Origin of the sequence: Pseudomonas sp. TWR2-1-1 (assembly GCF_049897045.1) — a bacterium.
In the GTDB taxonomy this organism is placed as follows: domain Bacteria; phylum Pseudomonadota; class Gammaproteobacteria; order Pseudomonadales; family Pseudomonadaceae; genus Aquipseudomonas; species Aquipseudomonas versuta.
Map to the genome: position 1 here is coordinate 136,614 of NZ_JAFCVM010000004.1, position 24,145 is coordinate 160,758.

General features: G+C 59.2%; 19 protein-coding genes and 1 pseudogene. 15 read left to right on the forward strand and 5 right to left on the reverse strand.

The genetic code is table 11. From position 1 onward, the window contains the following. Positions 1-672, forward strand: a complete 672-nt coding sequence (locus ACP7BO_RS11865; RefSeq protein WP_397456375.1) for an HD domain-containing protein — start codon at positions 1-3, stop codon at positions 670-672. 242 nt (positions 673-914) lie between these two features. Here the strand turns inward: ACP7BO_RS11865 and ACP7BO_RS11870 are convergent, their stop codons facing one another. Both ACP7BO_RS11870 and ACP7BO_RS11875 read right to left on the reverse strand, forming a co-directional pair. Beyond that, a complete protein-coding gene (locus ACP7BO_RS11870) occupies positions 915-1,874 on the reverse strand; it encodes a quinone oxidoreductase family protein (protein ID WP_426210549.1) in 960 nt (319 codons plus the stop codon). Positions 1,875-1,958: 84 nt separating this feature from the next. Further along, positions 1,959-2,744: an AraC family transcriptional regulator gene (locus tag ACP7BO_RS11875; RefSeq protein WP_426210551.1), complete on the reverse strand. Its 786-nt coding sequence runs from the start codon at positions 2,742-2,744 to the stop codon at positions 1,959-1,961. A gap of 175 nt (positions 2,745-2,919) precedes the next feature. Here ACP7BO_RS11875 and ACP7BO_RS11880 point away from each other — a divergent pair, with 175 nt between their 5' ends. The 12 genes from ACP7BO_RS11880 to ACP7BO_RS11935 all read left to right on the forward strand — a co-directional run bounded on the left by ACP7BO_RS11880 (position 2,920) and on the right by ACP7BO_RS11935 (position 18,523). Beyond that, the gene (locus ACP7BO_RS11880) at positions 2,920-3,366 is read left to right on the forward strand and encodes a DUF411 domain-containing protein (protein WP_060691565.1); all 447 of its coding nucleotides are present in this window, start codon (positions 2,920-2,922) and stop codon (positions 3,364-3,366) included. A 397-nt stretch (positions 3,367-3,763) separates the two neighbouring features. Then, positions 3,764-5,332 carry a glycogen synthase GlgA gene (gene glgA / locus ACP7BO_RS11885; RefSeq protein ID WP_426210553.1) on the forward strand — a complete coding sequence of 523 codons (1,569 nt, stop codon included), beginning with the start codon at positions 3,764-3,766 and terminating at the stop codon, positions 5,330-5,332. 14 nt (positions 5,333-5,346) lie between these two features. Beyond that, entirely contained in the window at positions 5,347-7,155 is a 1,809-nt protein-coding gene (gene treZ / locus ACP7BO_RS11890) for a malto-oligosyltrehalose trehalohydrolase (protein ID WP_426210555.1), read from the forward strand. Next, entirely contained in the window at positions 7,152-9,233 is a 2,082-nt protein-coding gene (malQ, locus tag ACP7BO_RS11895; protein ID WP_426210557.1) for a 4-alpha-glucanotransferase, read from the forward strand. The genes treZ and malQ overlap by 4 nt, the downstream gene beginning before the upstream one ends. Further along, positions 9,230-11,998: a malto-oligosyltrehalose synthase gene (locus ACP7BO_RS11900; RefSeq protein WP_426210559.1), complete on the forward strand. Its 2,769-nt coding sequence runs from the start codon at positions 9,230-9,232 to the stop codon at positions 11,996-11,998. Before malQ ends, ACP7BO_RS11900 begins: the two co-directional genes overlap by 4 nt. 16 nt (positions 11,999-12,014) lie before the next feature. Next, the gene (locus tag ACP7BO_RS11905; protein WP_397456366.1) at positions 12,015-12,266 is read left to right on the forward strand and encodes a DUF2934 domain-containing protein; all 252 of its coding nucleotides are present in this window, start codon (positions 12,015-12,017) and stop codon (positions 12,264-12,266) included. A gap of 167 nt (positions 12,267-12,433) precedes the next feature. Next, positions 12,434-14,596, forward strand: coding sequence for a glycogen debranching protein GlgX (glgX, locus tag ACP7BO_RS11910; protein WP_397456365.1), 2,163 nt, complete (start codon positions 12,434-12,436; stop codon positions 14,594-14,596). Between the two features lie 2 nt (positions 14,597-14,598). Continuing rightward, positions 14,599-15,600 (forward strand): acyl-CoA dehydrogenase family protein, encoded by a 1,002-nt coding sequence (locus tag ACP7BO_RS11915; RefSeq protein ID WP_426210561.1) that lies wholly within the window; start codon positions 14,599-14,601, stop codon positions 15,598-15,600. Continuing rightward, positions 15,597-16,361, forward strand: a complete 765-nt coding sequence (locus ACP7BO_RS11920) for a PIG-L deacetylase family protein (RefSeq protein ID WP_397456363.1) — start codon at positions 15,597-15,599, stop codon at positions 16,359-16,361. Before ACP7BO_RS11915 ends, ACP7BO_RS11920 begins: the two co-directional genes overlap by 4 nt. 3 nt (positions 16,362-16,364) lie before the next feature. Next, on the forward strand, positions 16,365-16,964 hold the full coding sequence (locus ACP7BO_RS11925; protein WP_397456362.1) for an SAM-dependent methyltransferase: 600 nt from the start codon (positions 16,365-16,367) through the stop codon (positions 16,962-16,964). Then, positions 16,961-17,662, forward strand: a complete 702-nt coding sequence (locus ACP7BO_RS11930; RefSeq protein ID WP_397456360.1) for a glycosyltransferase — start codon at positions 16,961-16,963, stop codon at positions 17,660-17,662. The genes ACP7BO_RS11925 and ACP7BO_RS11930 overlap by 4 nt, the downstream gene beginning before the upstream one ends. Positions 17,663-17,722: 60 nt before the next feature. Further along, positions 17,723-18,523, forward strand: coding sequence for an endonuclease/exonuclease/phosphatase family protein (locus ACP7BO_RS11935; protein WP_060691554.1), 801 nt, complete (start codon positions 17,723-17,725; stop codon positions 18,521-18,523). A gap of 253 nt (positions 18,524-18,776) precedes the next feature. Here the strand turns inward: ACP7BO_RS11935 and ACP7BO_RS11940 are convergent. From ACP7BO_RS11940 to ACP7BO_RS11950, 3 genes and pseudogenes are all read right to left on the reverse strand, one after another. Continuing rightward, positions 18,777-19,078 (reverse strand): annotated as a pseudogene (locus ACP7BO_RS11940) (type VI secretion IcmF C-terminal domain-containing protein); the annotation flags it as partial. A 552-nt stretch (positions 19,079-19,630) separates the two neighbouring features. Continuing rightward, positions 19,631-20,899: a sensor histidine kinase gene (locus ACP7BO_RS11945; RefSeq protein WP_397456356.1), complete on the reverse strand. Its 1,269-nt coding sequence runs from the start codon at positions 20,897-20,899 to the stop codon at positions 19,631-19,633. Then, positions 20,884-21,567 (reverse strand): response regulator transcription factor, encoded by a 684-nt coding sequence (locus tag ACP7BO_RS11950; RefSeq protein ID WP_397456355.1) that lies wholly within the window; start codon positions 21,565-21,567, stop codon positions 20,884-20,886. The genes ACP7BO_RS11945 and ACP7BO_RS11950 overlap by 16 nt, the downstream gene beginning before the upstream one ends. Before the next feature lie 505 nt (positions 21,568-22,072). On the opposite strand from ACP7BO_RS11950, the gene ACP7BO_RS11955 reads away from it, so the two are divergent. Together ACP7BO_RS11955 and ACP7BO_RS11960 are read left to right on the forward strand one after the other, a co-directional pair. After that, positions 22,073-22,399, forward strand: a complete 327-nt coding sequence (locus tag ACP7BO_RS11955; protein ID WP_426210565.1) for a hypothetical protein — start codon at positions 22,073-22,075, stop codon at positions 22,397-22,399. Positions 22,400-22,467: 68 nt separating this feature from the next. Next, positions 22,468-24,126: a ShlB/FhaC/HecB family hemolysin secretion/activation protein gene (locus tag ACP7BO_RS11960; RefSeq protein ID WP_426210935.1), complete on the forward strand. Its 1,659-nt coding sequence runs from the start codon at positions 22,468-22,470 to the stop codon at positions 24,124-24,126. The last annotated feature ends 19 nt before the right edge of the window (positions 24,127-24,145 follow it).

Below are 24,145 nucleotides of genomic sequence, written 5' to 3' on the forward strand. Positions count from 1 at the left end.
GTGAACAAACAGCCATTTTTCCCCTATCAGGCGCTGGCCGACACCTTGCTTCCCTTCCTGCCGGAAGACAACGGGGACGGCTCCCACGACCTGTCGCACATCCACCGCGTGTGGACCAATGCACAAGTAATCCAGGCCAAAGAAGGCGGCGATCCGGAAATCCTGCTGGCTGCCACCCTCCTGCATGACTGTGTGGCCGTCGAAAAGAACTCACCTTTACGGGCTCAGGCGTCCACCCTGTCGGCTGACAGGGCAGCGAGGATCCTGAGCGGCCTGTCGTGGCCGGATTCGAGAGTGAACGCCGTGGCCCATGCCGTGCAGACCCACAGCTTTTCCGCGGCCCTGACACCCACAACCCTGGAAGCAAAAATCCTGCAGGACAGCGACCGGCTGGATGCCATCGGCCTGATCGGCGTAGCCCGTTGCTTTTACGTCTCGGGAAGAATGGGGTCGGCGCTGTATGACTACACCAACCCGCTGGCGACCGGGCGTGAGTATCAAGACAAGCGTTTCACCATCGAACACTTTCATACCAAGCTGCTCAGGCTGGCCTCAGGCTTTCAAACCCCGGAAGGCGCCCGCCTGGCTGCAATCAGACATCAACGCCTGGAAAGCTTCCTGCATGAATTCATGGATGAAATAGCCGGCCTGCCAATAAACGAACCCTCATAACCCGCCCCTGTTCCAGATCGCCGATACAGCGCTGAAAAGCTCGCGAGACAAGGGGGTTCGCCAACACATTCCACATCGGGATCAACATCTGCGAGGCAGGCATCAGCACCTGACGTATCTTCCGCCACCCAACCTCTGTAGGAGCGAGCTTGCCTCGCGAGCTGTTCCAGACTCCAAACACAGCACTGAAAAGCTCGCGAGACAAGCTCGCTCCTACAGGGGGTTTCGCCAACACATTTCACCTACGGGATCAGTACCACTTTGGCGCAGGTTCCTGCATTGACTTCGGCATAGCTGCCCAGCCCGTCGGCCAATCGCGCTTCTTGCAGCTGGTTGGGTACGGGCAGCAGGCCCTGGTCGAAATACTGGCCAAATTGATCAAGCATCCGGGCGCATTCGCCACAGCTGTAGAGCAGCGAGTTAACTCCGATCAAGGTTCCGCCCTTGCGGTATAGCGCCAATGCTGGCAAGTGCACGTGGCCGTCCAGTGGCGCGGCAATGAAGGCGACCCGGCCAAAAACCCGCAGCGCCCCGACAGTCGCCGGCAGCCAGTGACCGGTGGTATCGAAGATGACTTCAGCCCCCCCGCTAAACACGGCATTGACCTGAGCAGCCAGGTCTTCAGGCTTGTCCAGCACAATCACTTCGATGCCTTGCTCACGCAACGTCTGGGCCTGCTCCGGGCCACGTACCGCCGCCAGCACCCTGGCGCCAAGTACTTTCGCTAACGCAATGGCCGCGCTGCCTACAGCACCGTTGGCACCAATCACCAACAAGCAGGTGTCAGCGCCTACACCGCTGCGTTGCAAAGCATCCCAGGCCGTGGTGTAGGGCACGCCCAGGCTGGCGGCCTGAACAAAGCTCAAGGACCTGGGCTTGAGCGCGACGCCTGCAACCGGCAAGACCAGATAACCGGCATGGGAACCATCACGATAGAACCCCAGTTCCTTGCCGGTGCCCCACACCTCTTGCCCTACCAGTGCTGCCGGGCCATCGACAATGACCCCGGCAAAGTCTCGCCCCGGAATACGCGGCAAAGTGGTGTAGGGGAAACGCCCCAGCACATTCTTCACATCGCTGGGGTTCAGGCCAGCGGCCTTGACCTGCACCAGTACCTCGTCTGCAGCGGCTACAGGTGCGGGCAGTTCAACCAGGCTCAGTGCGGCCAGATCACCGGTTGTGGAAAATTGCAGTGCGTGCATGCTCGGCCCTTCGGGTGGTGAATTGAAGGGCCCAGTGTATGACCGATAAACAACCTGAACCGGCCAATGCCTTCTGCCTATCGGTCAAACCTTGATCCCGCCCCCTTGGCGAGTGGCATACAAAGAAGGACTCATACCCAACTCGCGTCGGAACATGTCACTAAAGCTGCTGGGCGAATACCCCAACGAGCGTGCGATTTGATTGACGCCAGTGCCCTGAATCAGCTCGGCAGCAGCGGTGGCCAGTTGCACCTGACGCCGCCATTGCGCAAAGCCTGTGCCCAGTTCGCCCTGAAACAGCCGCGCCAGGGTGCGAACACTGGCCCCGGCGTGCTGTGCATGCTGTTCAAAGGAGATGTCCAGGGTCGGGCTGGCCATTACCGACTGGCAAAGGTGCAACAGACGCCGATCAGCCGTGTCAGGCAGCGGCACCCTGAGCAGGGTACGGCCCGCCCGTTGCAACTCGAGCAAGGTCAGCTTGAGCACTGCCTCGGTGTAAGCCGATTGCCCGTCGGCTTGTTCCACCAGATTAATAATCAGCTCGCGCAGTAACCGGCCGACTTCGATGACCTGCACCGTGCTGTCCAGGGTTCTGGCCAATGCCGGGGGCAAGTAGATATTGCGCATCTGCAAGTCCGAGACCACACGAATCCCGTGGGGCACCCCCGGTGGAAGCCACACCGCCCGTTGCGGCGGAACCGCCAGTGCCTCCTGCGGGGTATCGACCCACATCACCCCAGACATGGCATATAACAATTGGCCCCACTCATGCTCGTGGGGATCAATGTATAAACCGCGCGGATACGTACGTGCCAACGGCTGTACCGGCACGGCGGGATCAGACAAATCAGGCGGGGCTGCAAGCGCCATGAGCAGTAAACGTCAGAAATTGAGGAGCCATGGTAGCCAAGCCATTGCCCGACAACCAGACTGAGGTTTTGATGGCGCCAGAACCGCCCTTGCCTGACAAATTCGTCATCTTGTTATCAGCTGCCTGACAGTAGCTGTCACTCAGGCTGAAACTTTTTGGATAAAGAGGAACCCGATGAAAACCCCATTACGTCTTGTCGCCCTTTCGGCCCTGTTGCTGACCTCCATGGCACAGGCTGCCGAGCAACTGACCATCGATGTTCACCGCGATGCCAATTGTGGCTGCTGCAAAACCTGGATCTCCCACCTGCAAGCCAATGGTTTCAAGGTCAATGACCATGTAGAAGCGGACATGAGCAGTTTTAAACAGCAGGCAGGCGTTGAACCGCGACTGGCTTCATGCCACACCGGCATGATCAACGGCAAGTTCGTGGAAGGTCATGTGCCGGCCGATCAGGTGGTGGCCCTGACCAAACGTAATGACCTCAAGGGCATTGCCGTTCCGGGCATGCCGGTGGGTTCCCCGGGTATGGAAATGGGCGATCGCAAGGATGCCTATCAGGTGATAGGCCTGCGTAACGACGGCCGCGATGAGGTGGTTGCGCAATATCCGGGAAATTGATCTGCACGCCTGTAAACGCACCAAATAAGTGCGTTTACAGACCTGGCTTCACGTCTGCGAACCTTACCGCTCAGCCGAATCTCCCTCTGACAGCGCTTATTCATGACGCCTGTCATACAGCCTTAGTGCATCCCTCCTACACTGCAGGCTGTCGCAATTACGACGCTTGATTTTCGCGCTTAAATAAACCGAACCTTCTGCATCAGGCACAGGTCAAGTTAAAGGCGGGGCACCGGTTGTGGTGCATTCCTTGCAGCGATCTGTCAGCCGCTTGCGCTTGCAAGCCATCGGTCGTCGTTTATTTATTAATGCGGAGTTAAATGTCGCCCCCTGTGGAAATGGTTGTTTCCCTGCCGGCCAGACAAAAGTGAATCAATAAATATAAAGGGAGATAGTCATGATCAGTGCTGCTGCGCCTCAACAAGATGATCGGCTTGACCCCCAGGCCTCCAATCTGGTTTCACTGCCAGATTCAGGTCCTGCGGGAAAGGCAGTACTGCCGGCAGGGAATGCCAACCCCAACAAAAAGAAAGTTCTGTTTGTGACATCGGAACTGGCCGATCTGGTTAAAACCGGCGGTCTGGGGGATGTATCCGCTGCACTGCCACGGGCCATGCGCCACCTGCATGACGTACGGGTATTGATTCCGGGCTATCGCCAGGTGCTCAACAGTGACAATCCGATTCATGTCATCGGTGAACTCAGCGGGCATGCAGCCTTGCCCGCCTGCAAAATCGGACGCATGGACTTGAAAGACGGGCTGGTCATCTATGTGCTGATCTGCCCCGAACTGTATGAGCGCGAAGGCAGCCCGTATGGCGCCAATAATGGTCGTGACTGGCCGGACAACCATATCCGCTTTGCCCGTCTGGGCCTGGCAGCGGCCGATATTGCAGCCAACCTGGCGCAAATCCACTGGCAGCCCGACCTGGTACACGCTCACGACTGGCCGGCCGGGCTGACGCCGGCCTATATGCATTGGCGCGGCCAGAGCACCCCCACATTGTTCACCATCCATAACCTGGCTTATCAGGGAGTGTTCAGCAGGGCCTGCTGCCCCGAGCTGGCGATTCCGGACCATGCCCTGCAACAGGACGGCATGGAGTTCTATGGCAAATTGTCGTTCCTCAAGGCCGGCATGGCGTATTCGAGCCATATCACCACCGTGAGTGCCACCTATGCCGCAGAAATCACCACGCCGGCTTTCGGTTGCGGACTGGACGGATTCCTCGCCAGCAAAACCCAGCAAGGCCTGCTCAGCGGTATCCCCAACGGCATTGATGAAAGCTGGGAAGCGTCTACCGATCCGCACCTGATCGCCCCGTTCAGCATGGGCGACTGGAAAGGCAAGGCCCTGAACGCAGATCACGTGCGCAACCTGTTTGGCCTCAAACCGTCCAAAGGCCCCTTGTTCGCCGTGGTGTCGCGCCTTGTGTACCAAAAAGGGCTGGACCTGACTGAAGCCGTCGCGGCGTTTATCGTCGCTTCGGGCGGGCAGATTTGCATCATCGGGCGCGGTGAGCCCGAAGCAGAACAGGCCATGCGTGAACTGGCCCAGCGCTTTCCGGGACATGTCAGCGTGCGCATCGGCTTTAACGAAACCGATGCCCGGCGCATGTTCGCCGGCAGCGACTTCTTATTGATGCCTTCTCGCTACGAGCCCTGCGGCTTGAGCCAGATGTACTCGCAACGCTTCGGCTCCCTGCCCGTGGCACGCAACACCGGCGGCCTGGCCGATACCATAGAAGACGGGGTCACCGGCTTCCTGTTTGATGAATCCACCGTAGAAAGCTATGAACAGGCCCTGCGCCGTGCGTTCAAGGTCTTTGCTTACCCCGGACTGCTTAACGCCATGCGCTGCCGCGCCATGGCCGCACCGTTCAACTGGTGCAAGGCAGTTGAACCCTATGCCGAGCTGTACGAACAATTGGTGAGCACGTCTCAGAGCAACGCCGGAAAATCTTGAAGAGGCCTTAATCGATGCCTTCACAGACATTGAAAACCTGGCCCCATGGCGCCCAGTTGCTGGACGCGCACCACACGCGCTTTACGCTCTGGGCACCGGATGCGCATTCGGTCAGCGTTGAACTGAAGGATGGCCGCTCGCTGCAGATGCTGCCCCGCCCTGAAGGCTGGTTTTTACTGGATGCCCCCTGCCCGAAGGGCACTCGTTATCGCTACTGCATCAATGGCGAGTTTGAGGTGCCGGACCCGGCTTCTCGCGCGCAGGACGGCGGTCTCGACGGTTACAGCGTGGTCGTCGACCCCGACGATTACCCATGGCAAAACAATCAATGGCAAGGCCGGCCCTGGCATGAGGCAGTGATCTATGAGCTGCATGTCGGGGTGCTGGGCGGCTATGGCGAAGTGGCTAAACAGTTGCCGCGTCTGGCGCAAATGGGCATCACTGCCATAGAACTGATGCCGCTGGCGCAATTCAGCGGCGAACGCAATTGGGGGTATGACGGCGCCCTGCTTTACGCGCCCCATGACACCTACGGCTCACCTGCAGAACTCAAGCAGTTGATCGACCAGGCCCACGGCCTGGGCCTGATGGTGATTGTGGACGTGGTCTACAACCATTTCGGGCCACAAGGCAATTACTTGCCCACCTATGCCAACCCGTTTTTCAACGAACAGACCCATACGCCCTGGGGTGCAGGGATCAATTACGAACGCCGTGAGGTACGTGAGTTCTTCATTGGCAACGCGCTGATGTGGTTGCTGGAGTATCGCTTCGACGGGCTGCGCCTGGATGCGGTGCATGCAATCAATCACCCGGGTTTTATGCATGAACTGGCACACCAGGTGCGCCAGCATGTAGAGCCGGCACGCCAGGTCTGGTTGACCCTGGAGAATGAGGCCAATCAGGCGTTTCTGCTGGAAAACGACTACAACGCGCAATGGAATGACGACGGCCACAACGTCCTGCATGTACTGCTGACGGCAGAGACGGACGCCTATTACGCCGAGTTTGTCGAAGACACCACCCAAAAGCTGGCCCGCTGCTTGAGTCAGGGCTTTATCTTTCAAGGCCAGAACGACCGCCACGGAAACGCACGGGGTGAATCCAGCAGCCATTTGCCTCCCACTGCCTTCGTCCTGTTTTTGCAAAATCACGATCAGGTCGGAAATCGCGCCCTTGGCGATCGCCTGCATGAGCTTTGCCCGCCCCAGGCCTTGCGCGCCGCGACTGCCCTGCTGCTGCTATCACCGATGATTCCGTTGCTGTTCATGGGCGAAGAAAGTGCAGCGCCCGAGCCCTTTCTGTTTTTCACCGACTACACCGGCGAACTGGCGCAGGCCGTCACTGAGGGCCGGCGTAAGGAGTTCGCCGATTTCAGCAGCTTCAACTCGCAAAACCCGGGGCCGGGAATTCCCGACCCCAATGTCCGGTCTACCTTTGTGCACGCCCGTCCCTCACTGGCCAGGGCCGATGACGGGCCGCGAAACAACATGCTCGAGCTCTATCAACAATTACTGCGCATACGCCACCAATCGATCATTCCACGCCTGGCCGATGCCCAGTCACTGGGGGCCCATACACTGGCAGCTGGTGCCGTGGCCGCCCGCTGGCTCATGGGCGATAACAGCGTGTTGCACATTGCCTTGAATTTGAGCCCCCGCCCGGTGAGCCATACGGCTGCGCCAGACACCGAACTCCTGTTTCAAAGCCAGCCCGACGTGGCTACGCAACTGCGCGACCGGCATGTGCTGGCGCCTTATAGCGCGCTGGTCAGTCTGGTTCGTGCACCCCATCAATCGTCCCCCGCCGGAGAGCGCCCATGAGTGAAGCGCAACTTGAAATACTGGCCAGCCGTGCAGGCCTGGCAGTGGACTGGGTCGATGCCAACGGTACACCTCAGCATGTCTCGCCCCACGTACTCGAAGCGGTGCTGGCCGGGCTCGGATTGCCTGCCGACACGGCCGAAGCGATAGAAACCAGCTTGCTCAATTTGCAACTGGAACAGCAAAACAAACGCCTGCCGCCCCTGCTGACCGCCGATGTGGGCAGAGGGCTGGACCTGACCCGCTACTTCAACCCCCATAGCCACTGTGTCATCCACCTGGAAACCGGCGGCACCCTGGACGTTCAACTGGACGCCGACGCCTGGCTTCCAGGCATGATTCCGGTCGGTTATCACCGGGCCCAAGTTGATGATCAACACTTCACCCTCGCCGTCGCCCCCGCGCAGTGCTACAGCATGGCGGACGCCGTCGACAACGCGACGCCCCGGGCCTGGGGTTTGAGTGCACAACTGTATTCGCTCAGACGCCAGGGCGATGGCGGCTTTGGCGACACACAGGCCCTGGAAATATTTGCCAGGCTCACGGGTGAGCGTGGCGCCGACGCCCTTGCTATCAGCCCGATGCATGCCATGTTCAGCTGCGACCCGTATCGCTATAGCCCCTACTCACCGTCCAGCCGGTTGTTTCTCAACAGCCTGTACGCCGCCCCCGCCAGCATTTTGGGTGAGGTGGCCGTGCAACGGGCGATTGAGACCTGCGGTCTGGGGCCCGAGCTGCACCGGCTGGAACAACTGCCACTGATTGACTGGCCTGCGGCAACGGTGGCCAAACAAACATTGCTGCGCCAGCTCTACGAAGACTTTCTGCTGGGTGAGCAACCGCTAAGCGAGGACTTCAATCAGTTTCGCGACAGCGGTGGTGAAGCACTTGAAAACCACTGCCGGTTCGAAGCGTTGCAAGCCCTGCATGTCGCCGAACATCAAAGCATCGACTGGCGGCTCTGGCCCGAGCAATGGCGCGACCCCGACAGCCCGGCGCTGCTGATATTTGCCGAAGAGCATGCCCACGAGATCGGCTACTACGCCTTTTGCCAATGGCTGATTGCCCGGTGTCTGGCACAGGCACAGAAAGCGGCCCGCGACAGCGGTATGGCCGTTGGCCTGATCGCCGATCTGGCAGTGGGCGCCGATGGCGGCGGAAGCCAGGCCTGGTGCCGCCAGGATGAATTGCTGGCGCAGCTCACCGTCGGTGCGCCACCGGACCTGCTCAATCGCCAGGGCCAGGGCTGGGGCATCTCGGCCTTTTCGCCTGACGGCCTCAAACGCAACGGTTTCCGCGCCTTTATTGAAATGCTGCGGGCCAATTTTGCTTACGCCGGCGGCTTGCGTATTGACCACGTGATGGGCCTGCAACGCCTGTGGGTCATCCCTTTGGGCGCTCCGGCCCATGAAGGGGCGTACTTGTATTACCCGGTCGAAGACATGCTGCGCCTGCTGGCACTCGAATCCGTTCGCCACCAGGCCATCGTCATGGGTGAAGACCTGGGCACCGTTCCCGACGGACTGCGCGAAAAACTGAGTGAACGCTCAATCCTCGGCATGCGCGTGTTGTTGTTCGAACAAGATTACGGGGCACGTTTCAGGCCCATTCTGGACTGGCCGGATAACGCCCTGGCCACCACCAGCACCCATGATTTACCGACGCTCAATGGCTGGTGGCTGGAACGCGATATCGACTGGAATGCCCGGCTGGGCATGGTGGATCAGGTGACTGAGGCGCACTGGCGGGAAAACCGCCAGCAGGAACGTGATGGCCTGCGCAACGCCCTGGGTCAGGACCCGCAAAACTTCATCGATGAATCCACCGGCGCCGATCAGGTACTCGACGCCAGCGCCCGCTTCCTCGGGCATACCCGCGCTCCGCTGGTGCTACTGCCCATCGAGGATGCGCTGGGCCTGCAAGAGCAGGCCAATTTGCCTGGAACCGTGAGCACCCACCCCAACTGGTGCCGACGCCTTGGCGCCGATGGCGAAACCCTGCTTGATTCACCGGACGTATCCCGACGCCTGGAATTACTTGCCTGCGCCCGGCTGCAAGCCCAGGAGCGCGATCAATGAACGGAGCTACTGCACTCTCCCTTCGGGCAACCCAGCGCTTGCAATTGCATGCCGGTTTCACCCTGGACGATGCACGACTGCAGGTGCCCTGCCTCGCTCGCCTGGGCATCAGCCATATTTACGCCTCGCCGTTGCTCACCGCCCGTGAAGGCTCGATGCATGGCTACGACGTGGTGGACCCGACCTGCGTCAGCCCCGCACTGGGCGGTGAACCGGCGCTGCGCCGGCTGGTGGCAGAGTTGCGGGCCCACGGCATGGGGCTGATTCTCGATATCGTGCCCAATCATATGGCAGTCGGTGGCAGCGACAATGCCTGGTGGCTGGACCTGCTGGCCTGGGGCCGGGCCAGCCCCTACGCCGAATATTTTGATATCCAGTGGAACTCCACCGACCCGTTGCTCAATGGCCTGTTGTTGCTGCCCTTTCTGGGCAATGACTATGGAGCAAGCCTGCAGGAAGGCAGTATCCGGTTGCGCTTCAATCCCGGCACGGGGGCTTTTCACGCAGAGTATGGCGCTCATCATTTCCCGATTTGCCCGCTGCATTACCCCAGCCTGCTGGACAACAGCCCGCAGCCGCAATTGCAGGCACTGGCAGAGCGCTTTGGCGCACTTAAAGACAGTGACTCCCCCCGGGAGCAGGCCCTGGCGCTGCAACAGGAGCTGGCCGGCTTGAGCCAGTCTGCGGACTGCACTGAGGCTATCGAGCAATTGTTGTCGCGCTTCGATTCACGCCATGCCCAAGGCTTTGCCCGCCTGCACCAGTTGCTCGAACGTCAGGCTTACCGACTCGCCAGTTGGCGTACTGCCGCCGATGACATCAACTGGCGGCGCTTCTTTGATGTCAACGAACTCGCAGGTGTGCGCGTTGAGCGCTCGACGGTGTTTGAAGCCACCCACAGCAAAATTTTCCAGCTGATTGCCGAAGGGCTGGTAGACGGCTTGCGCATCGATCACATTGACGGCCTCGCCTACCCCAGGGCGTATTGCCGAAAATTACGACGCCGGGTCGACAGTCTCAGACCTGGCCAGCATGTATCGATCCATGTGGAAAAAATCCTCGCCATGGACGAACAACTGCCTGACGACTGGTGTGTAGACGGCACCACCGGTTATGAATTCATGGATCAGGTGTCAATGCTCCAGCATCAGCCCGAAGGTGAGCAGCCCCTTGCTCAGTTATGGTCGACCCTGAGCCAGAGGCCGGCCGATTTCCAGTCCGAAGCGCTGCTGGCACGCCAACAGATCCTCAAAGGTTCGCTGGCCGGTGATTTCTCAAGCGTGGCCCATGCATTGCTGGACGTCGCCCGCGACGACATCATGAGCCGCGACTTGACCCTGGGCGCCATACGCCGGGCTCTGGAAGCCCTGGTGATACATTTCCCGGTGTACCGCACCTACATCAGTGCAGACGGACGCGGTGCCGCCGATGAGGTTTTCTTTCAGCAAGCGCTGGCCGGCGCCCGCGAAGACCTGAGTGAAGCAGACTGGCCGGTACTGGACTATTTACAGCAGTGGCTGGGCGGTAATCCGTGGCGCAACTTGCCGCCGGGACGCACGCGCAGACGCCTCAAACATGCCTGCGCGCGCTTTCAGCAACTGACCTCGCCCGCGGCCGCCAAAGCCGTGGAAGACACTGCGTTCTATCGCTATGGGCGGTTGTTGTCGCGCAACGATGTGGGCTTCAGTGTTGAGCGTTTCAGCGCCCCGAGCGAGGATTTTCACCGCGCCTGTGCCCAGCGCTTAAAACACTTCCCCCATAACCTGCTGGCCACCGCCACCCATGATCACAAGCGCGGCGAAGACAGCCGTGCACGCCTTGCCGTGCTCAGTGAGCGCAGCACCTGGTATGTGCAATGCGTCGAGCGCTGGCTACCGCTGGCGCAGGCTCTGAGGACCGATGCCGCAAGCCCGACACCCGGCGATGAGTTGATCCTGTATCAAGTCATCCTCAGCAGTTGGCCACTGGACCTGAGCCCTGACGACGGGCACGGTTTGCAGCAGTACAACGACAGGCTCTGGCAATGGCAGCTCAAGGCCTTGCGCGAAGCCAAGCTCCAGAGCCAATGGGACGCACCCAATGAGACTTATGAGCTAGCCGTAAAAACCTTTATTGAGAGGCTGTTGCTGCAACCGGCCGGCCTGACATTGCGAATGGAGCTTTTCCAGGCTTGCGAAGCTATCGCCAGTGCCGGAGCCGTCAACGGGCTGGCGCAATGCCTGTTGAAACTGACAACTCCCGGTGTCCCCGATATCTACCAGGGCACCGATCTCTGGGACCTGAGCCTGGTGGACCCGGACAACCGGCGGGCGGTGGATTTCCAACAGCGCCGGCAACTGCTCGATACCTGCCCCGACGAACAGATGCTGCTGCAGGACTGGCGCAGCGGCGCGATCAAACAGGCGTTGATTGCACGCACTCTGAATCTGCGCGCTCAGCATCCCCAATTGTTCAGCCACGGCAGTTATATCCCGCTTGCGGTGACCGGCCCGCGAGCCGGCCAGATACTGGCTTTTGCCCGCCAATGGCAGGACCAGACCGCCGTGATCGTGGTGCCCCGCCTGTGCGCCCATGACATTCAACAACAGACACCCACCTTTAATTCAGCCTCAGTTTGGGCAGATACCTGCATCGAATTACCGTCTGACCGATTCGGCTGCAAATTTAAGGGACTTTTTGAAACACCCGTAGTCATTAAAAGTAAGACGCTACGGGTCAGCGATGCTCTCGACACCTTCCCCGTCACCCTCATGATCAACACTTGAGTTCAGGAGCTTTGCGATGAGTACCAACGAAAAACGCATCCGTGAATTTGCCTACCAAATATGGGAATCAGAAGGAAAACCCGAAGGTCAGGAAACCCGGCATTGGGATATGGCGCACAAACTGGCTCAGGCCGAAGCGCTCGCCCCGACCCAGGCCGAACCCCGCAAGGCCCGGGCCAAACCGGGGGCCAGCGCGGCCCCAAAAGCGCCACCGAAGGAGCCTGCAGCGAAAAAGCCCCGGGCTCCACGCAAGCCGGCGACGCCTTAACCCTGACGCCGAGTGCGCAGACGCAACTGCGCACTTAATCGCTGATTCTGTTTTTAACGGGCCGGTAATGCCTGACGGGCACGTGTTGCCCGCAAAAAACACCATCGGCGAAACCGGTCACTTTTCTAAATTCACATTCATGCTTTCACCCACCACCAGGAGCCGTCATGACCAAGCGCAAGTCAGCCCCCCCTGTAACACCGGATGTCGAACACTCGCGCATTCGTGAAGGCCTGCCCTTTCCGCTCGGCGCGACCTGGGACGGACTGGGTGTCAACTTTGCATTGTTTTCGGCCAACGCCACCAAAGTCGAACTGTGCCTGTTCGACTCCACCGGCGAAGTCGAACTTGAACGCATTGAACTGCCCGAATACACCGACGAGACCTACCACGGCTACTTGCCCGATGCGCACCCGGGGCAAATCTACGGTTACCGGGTATATGGCCCGTACGACCCGCAAAATGGCCATCGTTTCAATCACAACAAACTCCTGATCGACCCCTATGCCAAGCAACTGGTGGGCGAGCTGAAATGGTCAGAAGCGTTGTTTGGCTACACCATTGGCCATCCCGACGCCGACCTGAGTTTCGACGAACGTGACAGCGCGCCCTTTGTACCCAAATGCAAAGTCATCGACCCCGCCCACACCTGGGGCCACGACCATCGGGTGCAAGTGCCATGGGACCGTACGATTTTCTACGAAACCCATGTGCGCGGGATCAGCATGCGTCATCCGGCGGTGCCTGATGAGGTACGCGGCACCTTTGCCGGGCTGATGGTGGACGAAGTCATCGAGCACATCCGCAAGCTGGGGGTCACCAGCGTCGAACTGCTGCCGGTGCACGCCTTCGTCAACGATCAGCACTTGCTGCAAAAAGGCATGACCAACTACTGGGGCTACAACAGCATTGCGTTTTTTGCCCCCGACCCGCGCTACCTCGCCAGCGGTAAAATTGCCGAGTTCAAGGAGATGGTCGCGCACCTGCACGAGGCCGGGCTGGAAGTGATTCTGGACGTGGTCTACAACCACACCGCCGAGGGCAATGAGCAGGGCCCCACCTTATCGATGCGCGGGATCGACAACGCCTCCTACTACCGGCTGATGCCCGATGACAATCGCTACTACATCAACGATTCCGGCACCGGCAATACCCTGGACCTGAGCCACCCTTGCGTGCTGCAGATGGTCACTGACTCCTTGCGGTACTGGGCCCAGGAAATGCACGTGGACGGTTTCCGCTTCGATCTGGCGACCATTCTGGGGCGTTATCACGAAGGCTTCAGCGAGCGGCACAGCTTCCTGGTGGCCTGCCGTCAGGACCCGTTGCTGCGCCAGGTGAAGATGATTGCCGAGCCTTGGGACTGCGGCCCCGGAGGTTATCAAGTGGGCGGTTTCCCGCCTGGCTGGGCAGAGTGGAACGACCGGTTTCGCGATACCGTGCGCGCCTTCTGGAAAGGCGACGAAGGCCAGCTGGCCGACTTCGCCGCGCGCATGACCGCATCCGGCGAGCTGTATGACCAGCGTGGACGCAGGCCCTATGCCTCGGTCAACTTCATTACCGCCCACGACGGTTTTACCCTGCACGATCTGGTGTCCTACAACGACAAGCACAACGAGGCCAACGACGAGAACAACCAGGACGGCAGCAACAACAACCTGTCCTGGAACCATGGCGCCGAAGGCCCTACCGACGATCCTGAAATCAACACCCTGCGCCTGCGCCAGATGCGCAACTTCTTTGCCACCCTGCTGCTGGCTCAGGGCACGCCGATGATCGTGGCCGGTGACGAATTCGCCCGTACCCAGCACGGCAATAACAACGCCTATTGCCAGGACAGCGAGATTGGCTGGGTCAACTGGGACCTGGACGAAGACGGCAAATCGCTGCTCAAGTTCGTCAAGCGCCTGATCAAACTGCGCATGAGCTACCCGATCCTGCGCCGCAACCTGTTTCTGGTTGGCCATTACAACGAAGAGCTTGGGGTCAAGGACGTGACCTGGCTTGCCCCCGACGGCAATGAAATGAGTATCGAGCAGTGGGAAGACGCCAATGGCCGCAGCCTGGGCATGCTGCTGGACGGCCGGGCACGGGTCTCGGGCGTACAACGGGCCGGGGCCGACGCCACGCTGTTGATTGCCGTCAACGCACACCACGACGGGGTCGACTTCACCCTGCCAGAAGTCCCCGAGGGTACGGGCTGGGTTTGTAAATTCGACACCTTCGACCCGGATATCAAGGGCCAGGATGCCCTCGCTTTCAACAGCACCTATTGCGTCAATGGACGTTCGATGGCGCTGTTCGAGCTGATGCGTGAACAAGGTGCCTGAACATGGATCTGCACGCATTTTTTGACATCCACGCGCCGCGCCTGGATACCCCTCAGGCGCTGGGCGATTGCCTGCGGCACATGGTGCAGGCCGGCCTCGATCAACTGCCGATGCCGGGCAGCGGCCAGACTCTGGAGCGCTGGCAGCGACTGGGGTTGGTCGCCGCCCATGACTTGGGCCTGTGCAAGCTATATGAAGGCCATACCGATGCCCTGGCCACCCTCCACGAACTGGGCGCCGCCCGGCCTGCCCCAGGCAGCACCTGGGGATTGTGGGCGGCAGAACCGCCGGATGCGCGGGTCGATGTGCATATGACCGATGGCCAGGCCATCCTCACCGGCCGCAAGGCCTGGTGTTCGGGCGCGGCGGTGGTCAGTCATGGCTTGCTCACCGCACGGGATGAAAAAGGCGCGGTGCAACTGGTGGCGGTGGACATGCACCAGCCCCAGATCAGCGTCGCATCACACGGCTGGGAAGCGGTAGGCATGCGCGCCACCGCCAGCGTTGAGGTGACCTTTGAACAAGCGCCCGCCACCTGTATCGGACGCCCCGGCGACTACTTGCAACGCCCCGGTTTCTGGCACGGCGCCATCGGCATCGCCGCCTGCTGGCACGGTGCAGCCAGCCGGCTGGCCAGTTACCTGCAACACCACTGCAGCCAGCGCGAAGAGCCCCATGCCCTGGCCCATCTGGGGGCAGTGAATGCCGCGTTGTACAGCGCCACCTGCGTGTTGCGTGACTGCGCGCAGCAGGTGGACGCATCACCCGGGGGCGATGCGCAACAGCTGGCACGTCAGGCCCGGGCACACATTGAAGCGTGCGCCGAACAGGTGATTCAGCATGTCGGCCGTGCTCTCGGCGCGGGCCCCTATTGCAAGAATCCGCACTTTGCACAACTCAGCGCCGACCTGCCGGTGTACCTGCGCCAGAGCCATGCCGAACGCGATCTGCAAGTGCTGGGCAAACTGGCGGCGCTGCAACCTGACACCCGGTGGCCGCTATGAAAACCAATCTGATCGTAGGGGCCGGCACATCGCTGGATCACTGGAGCGACTCTCAACGTTTGGCCATGCTCCCGGAAATACAGCTTTCGGACCTTGTGCCCGAAGGCGCCCGCGCCGTGATTATTGCCCCGCACCCGGATGACGAAATTTTGGGCAGCGGCGGCTTGCTGCAAATGATCGGCGCGTCCGGGCGTTCATTGCTGCTGATCTCGGTCACCGACGGCACTGCCAGCCACCCGGGGTCAACTCGATGGCCCGCGCAGCAACTGGGCGCGTTACGGGTTCAGGAGTCCGAAGAAGCGCTGCGCCGCCTGGGGCTCGCGCTACCGGAGTGGCAATGGCTGCGCGCAGGGTTTGAGGACAGTCAGGTCGCCACCCGCGAAGCCGCGGTGGCAATGTTTATCGAGCAGCAGTTACGCCCCGGCGATGTGGTATTTGCAACGTGGCGCGAGGACGGCCACAGCGATCATGATGCGGTCGGCCGCGCCAGTAGCACGGCCGCCAGAGCCGTGGGTGCCACCCTGCATGAACTGCCGATCTGGACCTGGCACTGGGCCCGCGATGACGATGCCCGGGTGCCCTGGGCCCGTGCACACAAAATCAACCTCAGCCCCAGCGCCATGGCGCGCAAACGTTATGCAGCCAGTGCGTTTACCAGTCAGTTGCAGGAAGACCCGAGTACCGGGTCAGGCCCGATTTTGCCCGCCCTGGCACTCGAGCGCCTGCTGCGCCCCTATGAAATAGTCTTTGTGCAGGAGTGAAACATGAGTGTCTCCACTGCTTTTTTTGATCAGCTATATGAGCAAAACCCGGACCCGTGGGCTTTTCGCGAGCGCTGGTACGAACAGCGCAAACGCGCACTGACCCTGGCCAGCTTGCCGCGTCAGCATTATGGGTCGATCTATGAATTGGGCTGTGCCAATGGCGAGTTGAGTGCCGGCCTGGCCCTGCGCACTGACCGCCTGTTGTGCTGCGACGCAGCCGCCAGGGCGGTCGAACTGGCACAGCAACGCCTGAGCCATTGCCCGAACGTTGAAGTGCGTCAGAGCCGGTTACCGGCGGACTGGGCCAGTGGCCGTTTTGACCTGATCGTGCTCAGTGAACTGGGCTACTACCTGGATGCCAACGAATTGCAGCGCATGATTGAGCGGGTCGTGGACAGCCTTGCAGAACAGGGTCAGGTCTTGGCCTGTCACTGGCGCCCGGCCATCGAGGGCTGCGCACTGACCGGGGATCAAGTGCATGCCCTGTTGCATGCCAGCCTGGGGCTGAGCCGGCTCGCGCAGCACCTGGAAGATGATTTTGTACTTGAAGTCTGGGGCCGCGACCCTATTTCAGTGGCAAGCCAGGAGGGCCTGCGATGATCGGCATTCTGATCCCTGCTCACAACGAGCAAGATTTGCTTGCGCAATGCCTGCAAGCTGCCCTCACGGCAGCCCGGCACCCGGAACTCAACGGCGAGGCGGTCAAGGTGACGCTGGTGCTCGACAGTTGCAGCGATGGTTCGGCAGACATAGCCGCCAACTACGACATCAAGGTGCTGCAAATCAAGGCCCGCAATGTCGGGATCGCCCGGGGCACCGGTGCGCAGTGGCTGCTTGAGCAGGGGGCGCGCTGGATCTCCTGCACCGACGCAGACAGCCTGGTAGCCGATGACTGGCTGGTGGCGCAACTGGCGCTCAATGCCGATGCCGTGTGCGGTACGGTGCGGATCGAGGACTGGGGCACCCTGATCGATACACCCGCCCGGGCCCGTTACCTGGCGGCCTATCAGGGCCAGGACGGGCATCGGCACATTCATGGCGCCAACCTGGGTTTCAGCGCCCGGGCTTATCGTCAGGCCGGTGGTTTTCAGCCGCTGGCATGCCATGAAGATGTGCATTTGGTGAAGCAGTTCCAGGCCTGTGGCGCTTCCATCGCCTGGAGCCATCGGCCCAGGGTGACCACCAGTGCCCGGCTGGACTGTCGCGCCAAGGGAGGCTTCGGTGATTACTTGAAGTCACTGCTGGCCGGGCCTGGACCTGATCAACATCAACCGGACTCTCGACCCGGTGCGCTATAAATAGCCTGTGTTGAACGGCCAGGCTCGCACCGAGTCAGACCCTGACAACCAGGAGAGACCATGACCCTTGATATTGTCGGCAACAACATAGACTCGCCAGCGCCGGTCGCAGTGCCCGATGTCCACCGAATGAAGGTGCTCACGGTCAACATGCACAAGGGATTCACAGCTTTGAATCGTCGTTTCATCCTGCCCGAGCTGCGCGAAGCCGTACGTAGCACCTCGGCCGACCTGGTGTTTTTGCAAGAAGTACAGGGCGAACATGAGAAGCACGCATCGCGCTACGACGCCTGGCCGCAGGTATCGCAATACGAGTTCCTTGCAGACAGCATGTGGACCGACTACGCCTACGGACGCAATGCGGTATACCCCGACGGTCATCACGGCAACGCGGTGTTGTCCAAGTACCCGATCAAGTCGTACCGCAACCTCGATGTCTCCATCACCGGCCCTGAACGGCGTGGCCTGTTGCACTGCGTGCTGGAGGTCCCGGGGCACGAGAACGTGCATGCCATATGCGTCCATTTGAGCCTGCTCGAAAGCCACAGACAGTTGCAGATCGTGCTGCTTAATCAATTGCTCAAATCCTTGCCGCCTGGCGATCCGGTGATCATTGCCGGCGACTTCAATGACTGGAAATTGCAAGGCAATGCCATGCTTTCCCAGCGCGACGACCTGCACGAAGTCTTTGAGCGCCACCACGGCAAGCTGGCAAGAACCTACCCGGCGCGCTGGCCGCTGCTGCGCCTGGACCGGATCTACCTGCGCAATGCCACCAGTCATAACCCGACCATCCTGGGCAACAAGCCGTGGACCCATTTATCGGATCACCTGCCGTTGGCGGTTGAAGTGCATTTGTAGCAGCAGTTGCCGAAGGGTGACCGCCACCCTCGTTGCCACCCATAGCCTATCGATGAACGGCGCAGCAGACCCCGCAATTTAAGGCCCTACGGCCCTTATCCCAGCCTCGTTCCTCGTCAGCGACTACTACTCCGGCTTCTAGTAGCAGTTGCCGAAGGCTACGTCCGGTTGCGCAGTGACCGTAATCCAGCGTGCACAATAGCTTCGGTTCCGGACGCAGCCTCGTTTCACTCGACAGCTGCTACGAGGGGTTTCAAAGGGTTTTGGCGCCGTTCTCGCCAAGGAATATCTGCCCCGGCAGCGTGAAGTTGCGCAACTTGAGCAAGGCCAGCGGTCCGGCATCCCGCTCAGGCTCGCCCCCGGATGGTCGCTGCTGCCCGGCCAGTTGAAGCGCTGCCAGAACTCTCGCGGGTTGAAGTACTCATGTTTGGCCCCGTTGAAAATGAAGGTGGTCTGCACCACGTCGCGCACCGCTTTGCCTTGCAACTCAAAGCTCAGGCCCATGCCGTCGTCGGTGTAGAGCACGCGGATTACTAATGACATCCCTTCAATAGCCAATGCGAGTTCGCACTGGCTATAGCATCAAACTTGATATTGACGTGCGCCTGGCGCAGCTGCGTTGCAAACCGTTTTATGGCCCGCGGCTTCGGACATAGAAAAAACCATTACCAATCAGGAAATGACCGGCAAAGCTAAGGACAGGTGTATTGCATGATTGAAAATTTCGGGGGCGATCCTAATCAGTACAGATCACCAAAAACAAACAATAAATAATAAGAGACCACCAAACAGCCAGAATTTTTATTAACAAGAATTTGTATGTAGGAACCTTCCGAAATTTTCAGCTATTCATCTAATTTCTACTTGATGAATAACGCTAACCAGTGATACCTCCATGATCACTCAAGTAATTAACGGATCTTTGAGCACAGGTCTACACGAAGCTCATCCAAGGGGTTTGAAGATTGCCAGGCACACGCATGACTCTCACGGCTCAGCTCTTGCAGGAGCGGCGTACTTATATGAAGAGAAGTGGCCAAGGCAGAATCAACAATAGTCGAAAACCTGAGTAGGCCGGCACCCGGGATGATGCAAATAAATCTCCCGCTAATAGGGGGCGAATATTATGACAGCGGTAAAGCAGTGCCCCTCCTCATGCAGGTGAACTTGCCATCCAAGCCTCTCACACAATTGCTGAACCAGTTCCAGGCCAAGGCCATAGCCGAAATCTGCGGAGTCATCCCCGGACCGTAAAACCCCTACGCGATTTATCACGCTCAGTTGCTGTGGCGTACACACAATTTCTATATAACCTTCATCAGCGTACTGCAGCACATTGCGCAACAGGTTGCCGAAAATAATGCGGCAAGCCTGGGCTGGCAATAAATACAGGGTTTCCTGGGCAGTTATCATCAGTTTGAGATTTCGGGAGCCAGCCAGATACTCGTGGTCTTCCATCAACTCACCCAGCATCAAGCGTATATCAACAGTTTCTCTGGCCGGAGCGGCTGAATGTTCCTTACTCATCCACAGCAGGGTTTCGGTGATGTTCTGCATATTTTGCACCGACCGCTGCAGGCGTTGCAACGGTGGAGAGAGCTCTCCGTTTAATGCCAGCAGTTGCAGGTTTGCTTTGGCAATGGCCAAAGGCGTGCGCAGTTCGTGGCTACTGTACCTGAGCAAACGCTCCTCTCGAAGGCTCGCGGCTTTGACCCGTTGCACACTGTCCGCAAGCGAGGAGGCAAGAATATTGAGCTCCCTGTAACTGAAATTGGGCCGCAGGCCTGGGTTTGCTCCAGGGTTACCCTGGGCGGTTGACCAGCGGGTCAAACGGTGCAGCGGATTGATTATCAGCCATACCAGGCCAACGATCACCAGCAACGCAGTGAGAGGTACCGACAGGCCAACGGCGATTAGCCCGCGGATTTTTTTCTCGAAATACTCTTCGGAGAGGCGGGGAACCTCTTCCCTGTCCTCGTCACGCAGGGTTTCAAACAGATAAAGGACTTTGCCGTCACCCAGTGGTTGCATCTGCAGATAAACGGCGAAAGGCGTCTCGGGTATATCTTCAAAGATCTGCACCGTGCCGACTACCCGCGTAGGGGGTGACTCCAGGAGCAAACGCACATTTTCAGGTAATGATTGCTTGCCAATGACTCCAGTAAAAAAAGCAGTTTTGGGCAACGGGGTCAGCGGATCCTTTGCATATCGCTCAGAGAAATACAGGGACTCCTCTTCCATGATGTAGCTGCCGATGTAGTCCACTCCGTGCCCCGTGTAGGTCGACAATATCTGCACACAGACCACCAGTATCGCGCCAATCATCAGCGCGATGCCTCCTCCCATCACGTACTTGAGGCTCAGCCCTTGTCGCATATCACCCCCAGCTTGAATCCCACACCCGCCAGCGTATGAATCAATGGCACCTTGAAGCCCTTGTCGACGCTGCGCCGCAGGCGGCACATATGTACCTTCAAGCTATTGCTGTCCGGTGGATCATCACCCCAGATCGCCAGTTCCAGGCGTTCGCGGCTAACGGGCGCGGGGCTCGCGCGCATCAGGCATTCCAGCAGTTGCCAACTGGTGGGTGAAAGATGCAAAGGCTGGTTATTGCGTGACACCTCCCGGCTGGCGGTGTTCAAGCACAGGTCTGCAACCTGCAGGAGACTGGCCTGACAACTGCGTCGCTGGCTCAAGGCGCGAATCCGGGCGACCAGTTCCTGCAGATCGAAGGGTTTGACCAGATAGTCGTCGGCACCTGACGCGAAGCCGTCAAGCTTGTCTTGCAAGGCATCCAGTGAGGTCAGCATGAGGATCGGAGTTTGTCCGCCATCTTCACGCAAGGCGCGACAGACCTTCTGGCCATGCATCCTGGGCAGCATCACATCAAGCAAGATGACATCGTAGCGCTGCGCGCGCGCCAGTTGCAGGCCGCTGACTCCGTCCCGGGCATGGTCGCAAATGATGTTGCTGATATTCAGGTACTCGACGAGTGTAATTGCCAAGTCAAGATTGTCTTCTACCAACAGTACGTTGATGTACATGCGTGTTTCCTTAAACCTTTAGCAGTTTGTTTACACCAGCATAAGGGGCATTAAGTGCATTTGTGCCGGCGTTAACCCGGCTGTAACCGCTGATCTTTTACTGTTCACTGCGTTCTCCAAAAAGAGAGGTCGAGATGAACAATGCCTCAGGCAACTGGATGGTCCTGGCTTTCATTATTATAGGGTTAATGATCAGCCCTTTTTCTCGCGCTGACACGCCGCAGTTGTGTACAGATGTTTGCATAGCTGAACAATCAGGCTGCATTGAAGATATTTCCATGATCAACGCCTGGTGGGCAGCCCCACTGAACATGAGCCAGAGGCGCAACTAACTACAGCCAGTTTTATGGACAACCCGGTCGCCAAAACCTGGAAAGTCCAACTCTGCCCTACCCTGGAGAATCAGGCTCGGCGGACGAAGGATGGTGCAGCAGCCAGTAAATGCCTGACCAATTGATCAACAAAACTTCGCGACTAATATTAATTAGTTAAAACAGGTGAAGCCATGTATATGAAAGACATTAAAAACCACTCAAACAATATAACGTACTGCATATACTTCATTATCGCCATGAGTCTGGCCCTGGGCCTGTACTTAATTCAGTTCAACTCTCAGATTGACCATTTAAGGGCCCGCGTACAAGAGTGCGATTCGAGTGGTGTTGCGCCTGTGCCCGCACCAATGAATCCGCAGTTTTATAACGACGAAGAACTCTTTTTACCGGACGGGCTGGAAATGCAGGCGCCGATGTTCAGGCCGTACAAAACGGTACTGCAATCAGATGATCTGGATCAGCCCGAAGTCGCTCCCTCGCCTGAATTTCAGCTTTAAGGGGGTGTCGGGTGCTCAATCCGCTCTCAACCGAATGCCCCTGTGGCCCCGTGAAACTGATCGTCTCCATGCTATGCCTGTATGCGTTGCCCGTGGCCTCTGCCGTTGGGCAGCAACCCGACCAGGAAGCCCTTCGCCTGCAACAGCAACAGCAGCATGAGTTGCAGCAATTACAACGGGATCAGCGCCGGCGGCAGATTCAAAGAGGCAGTTCCGCGGCACAACCCGTAACGCCCGCACTGCCTGCGGACAACCTCGAAGACGAACGTTGCTGGCCCTTGAACGGTATACGCGTGGCCGGCGTCACCCGGTTCAACAACACCAGCCTGAACAAACTCATCGAGCCCTATGTAGCGCCGTGCATGGGCGTCAACCGGATCAACCGTCTGCTGGCCGGGATCACCCGTTTGTATGGAGATAAAGGCTATATAGCCAGCCGTCCGTACCTGATCAACACCCCGGTCGCGGGACACCCGCTGGATATTCACGTTGAGGAAGGCTACCTCGAAGCCATCGAGCTGGCCGACCAGAGCCTGGCGCTGTCGCTACGCGGGGCGTTTCCAGGGATGCTCGGCGAACCGCTGAACTTGCGGGACCTGGAACAGGGCCTGGACCAGCTTAATCGCCTGAGTTCGGTGGACCTCACCGCCGACATTGCCCCTGGCAGTGCGCCCGGTGCCTCACGGATCATTCTGCGTTCGCGCAGCAACGCCCCGCGCTGGGGGCTAGGGCTAGGGGTCGACAACCTGGGAAGTGCCGCACCCGGGCGTGATCGCAACACCATCAGCCTGAACCTGGACAACCCGTTACAGCTCATCGACTCGTTAAACCTGAGCTTCAGCGACACCCTCAACCACGGCCCGCGCTACAGCCGCAGCCATAGTCTGTTCTATTCCATCCCCTATGGTTACTGGACCTACAGCCTGTTCGCCAGCCATGCCGAATATCGTTCAGCGTTCAAACTCAGCAACACCACGCTCTACAACAGTGGCCGTACCGATCAGGTCAGCTTGCGTACCGACCGGGTGCTATGGCGCGACCAGGGGCATCAACTGAGCGCCAACCTGCAACTGGCCTACAAAGACGTCGATAGCTATCTGCAAAAGGTTCGCCTGGGGATTCAGAGCCCGACCCTGACCGTGGCCGAGGCCGGGGTGAACCTGTTCTGGCTCAACAGCGCGGTGTGGAACCTGGATGTCAATTACGCTCGGGGCCTGACCTGGTTCGGCGCCGATCGCGATGCAGATCAGTTACAGAAAAACCTGCCCCGTGCGCAATTTCAAAGGTACCGGGCCAACCTTACCCAATGGCGCAACGGGCAGGTTCAGGGGCAACCGTGGCAGTGGCAGAGCCAGGTATCAATGCAATACAGCCCGGATACGTTACCCGCCCTGGAACAACTGCTGGGCACCGATGACTCTGCGGTGCGCGGCTATCGCGAAAATATCGCCTCCGGCGCCATCGGTATGGCGTGGCGCAACACCTTACGCCTGCCACTCAACAGCGACCTGCCGTTCAGGGTCACCCCGCGCCTGGGGCTTGATAACGGCTGGATCAAACGCGAGCACGGCGCCAGCAGCCAACGCCTGAGCAGCGCCAGTGCCGGAATCAACCTGCACTGGAAAAACCTGCAGCTCGACTTCGATTACCAGCGCAACCTCAACACGCCCGCAGGTTTTACCCGGGAACCTGAGGTCTGGCTGACGCGCCTGAGCTTGCAAATATGAGCTTGCAGATATGAGCCTG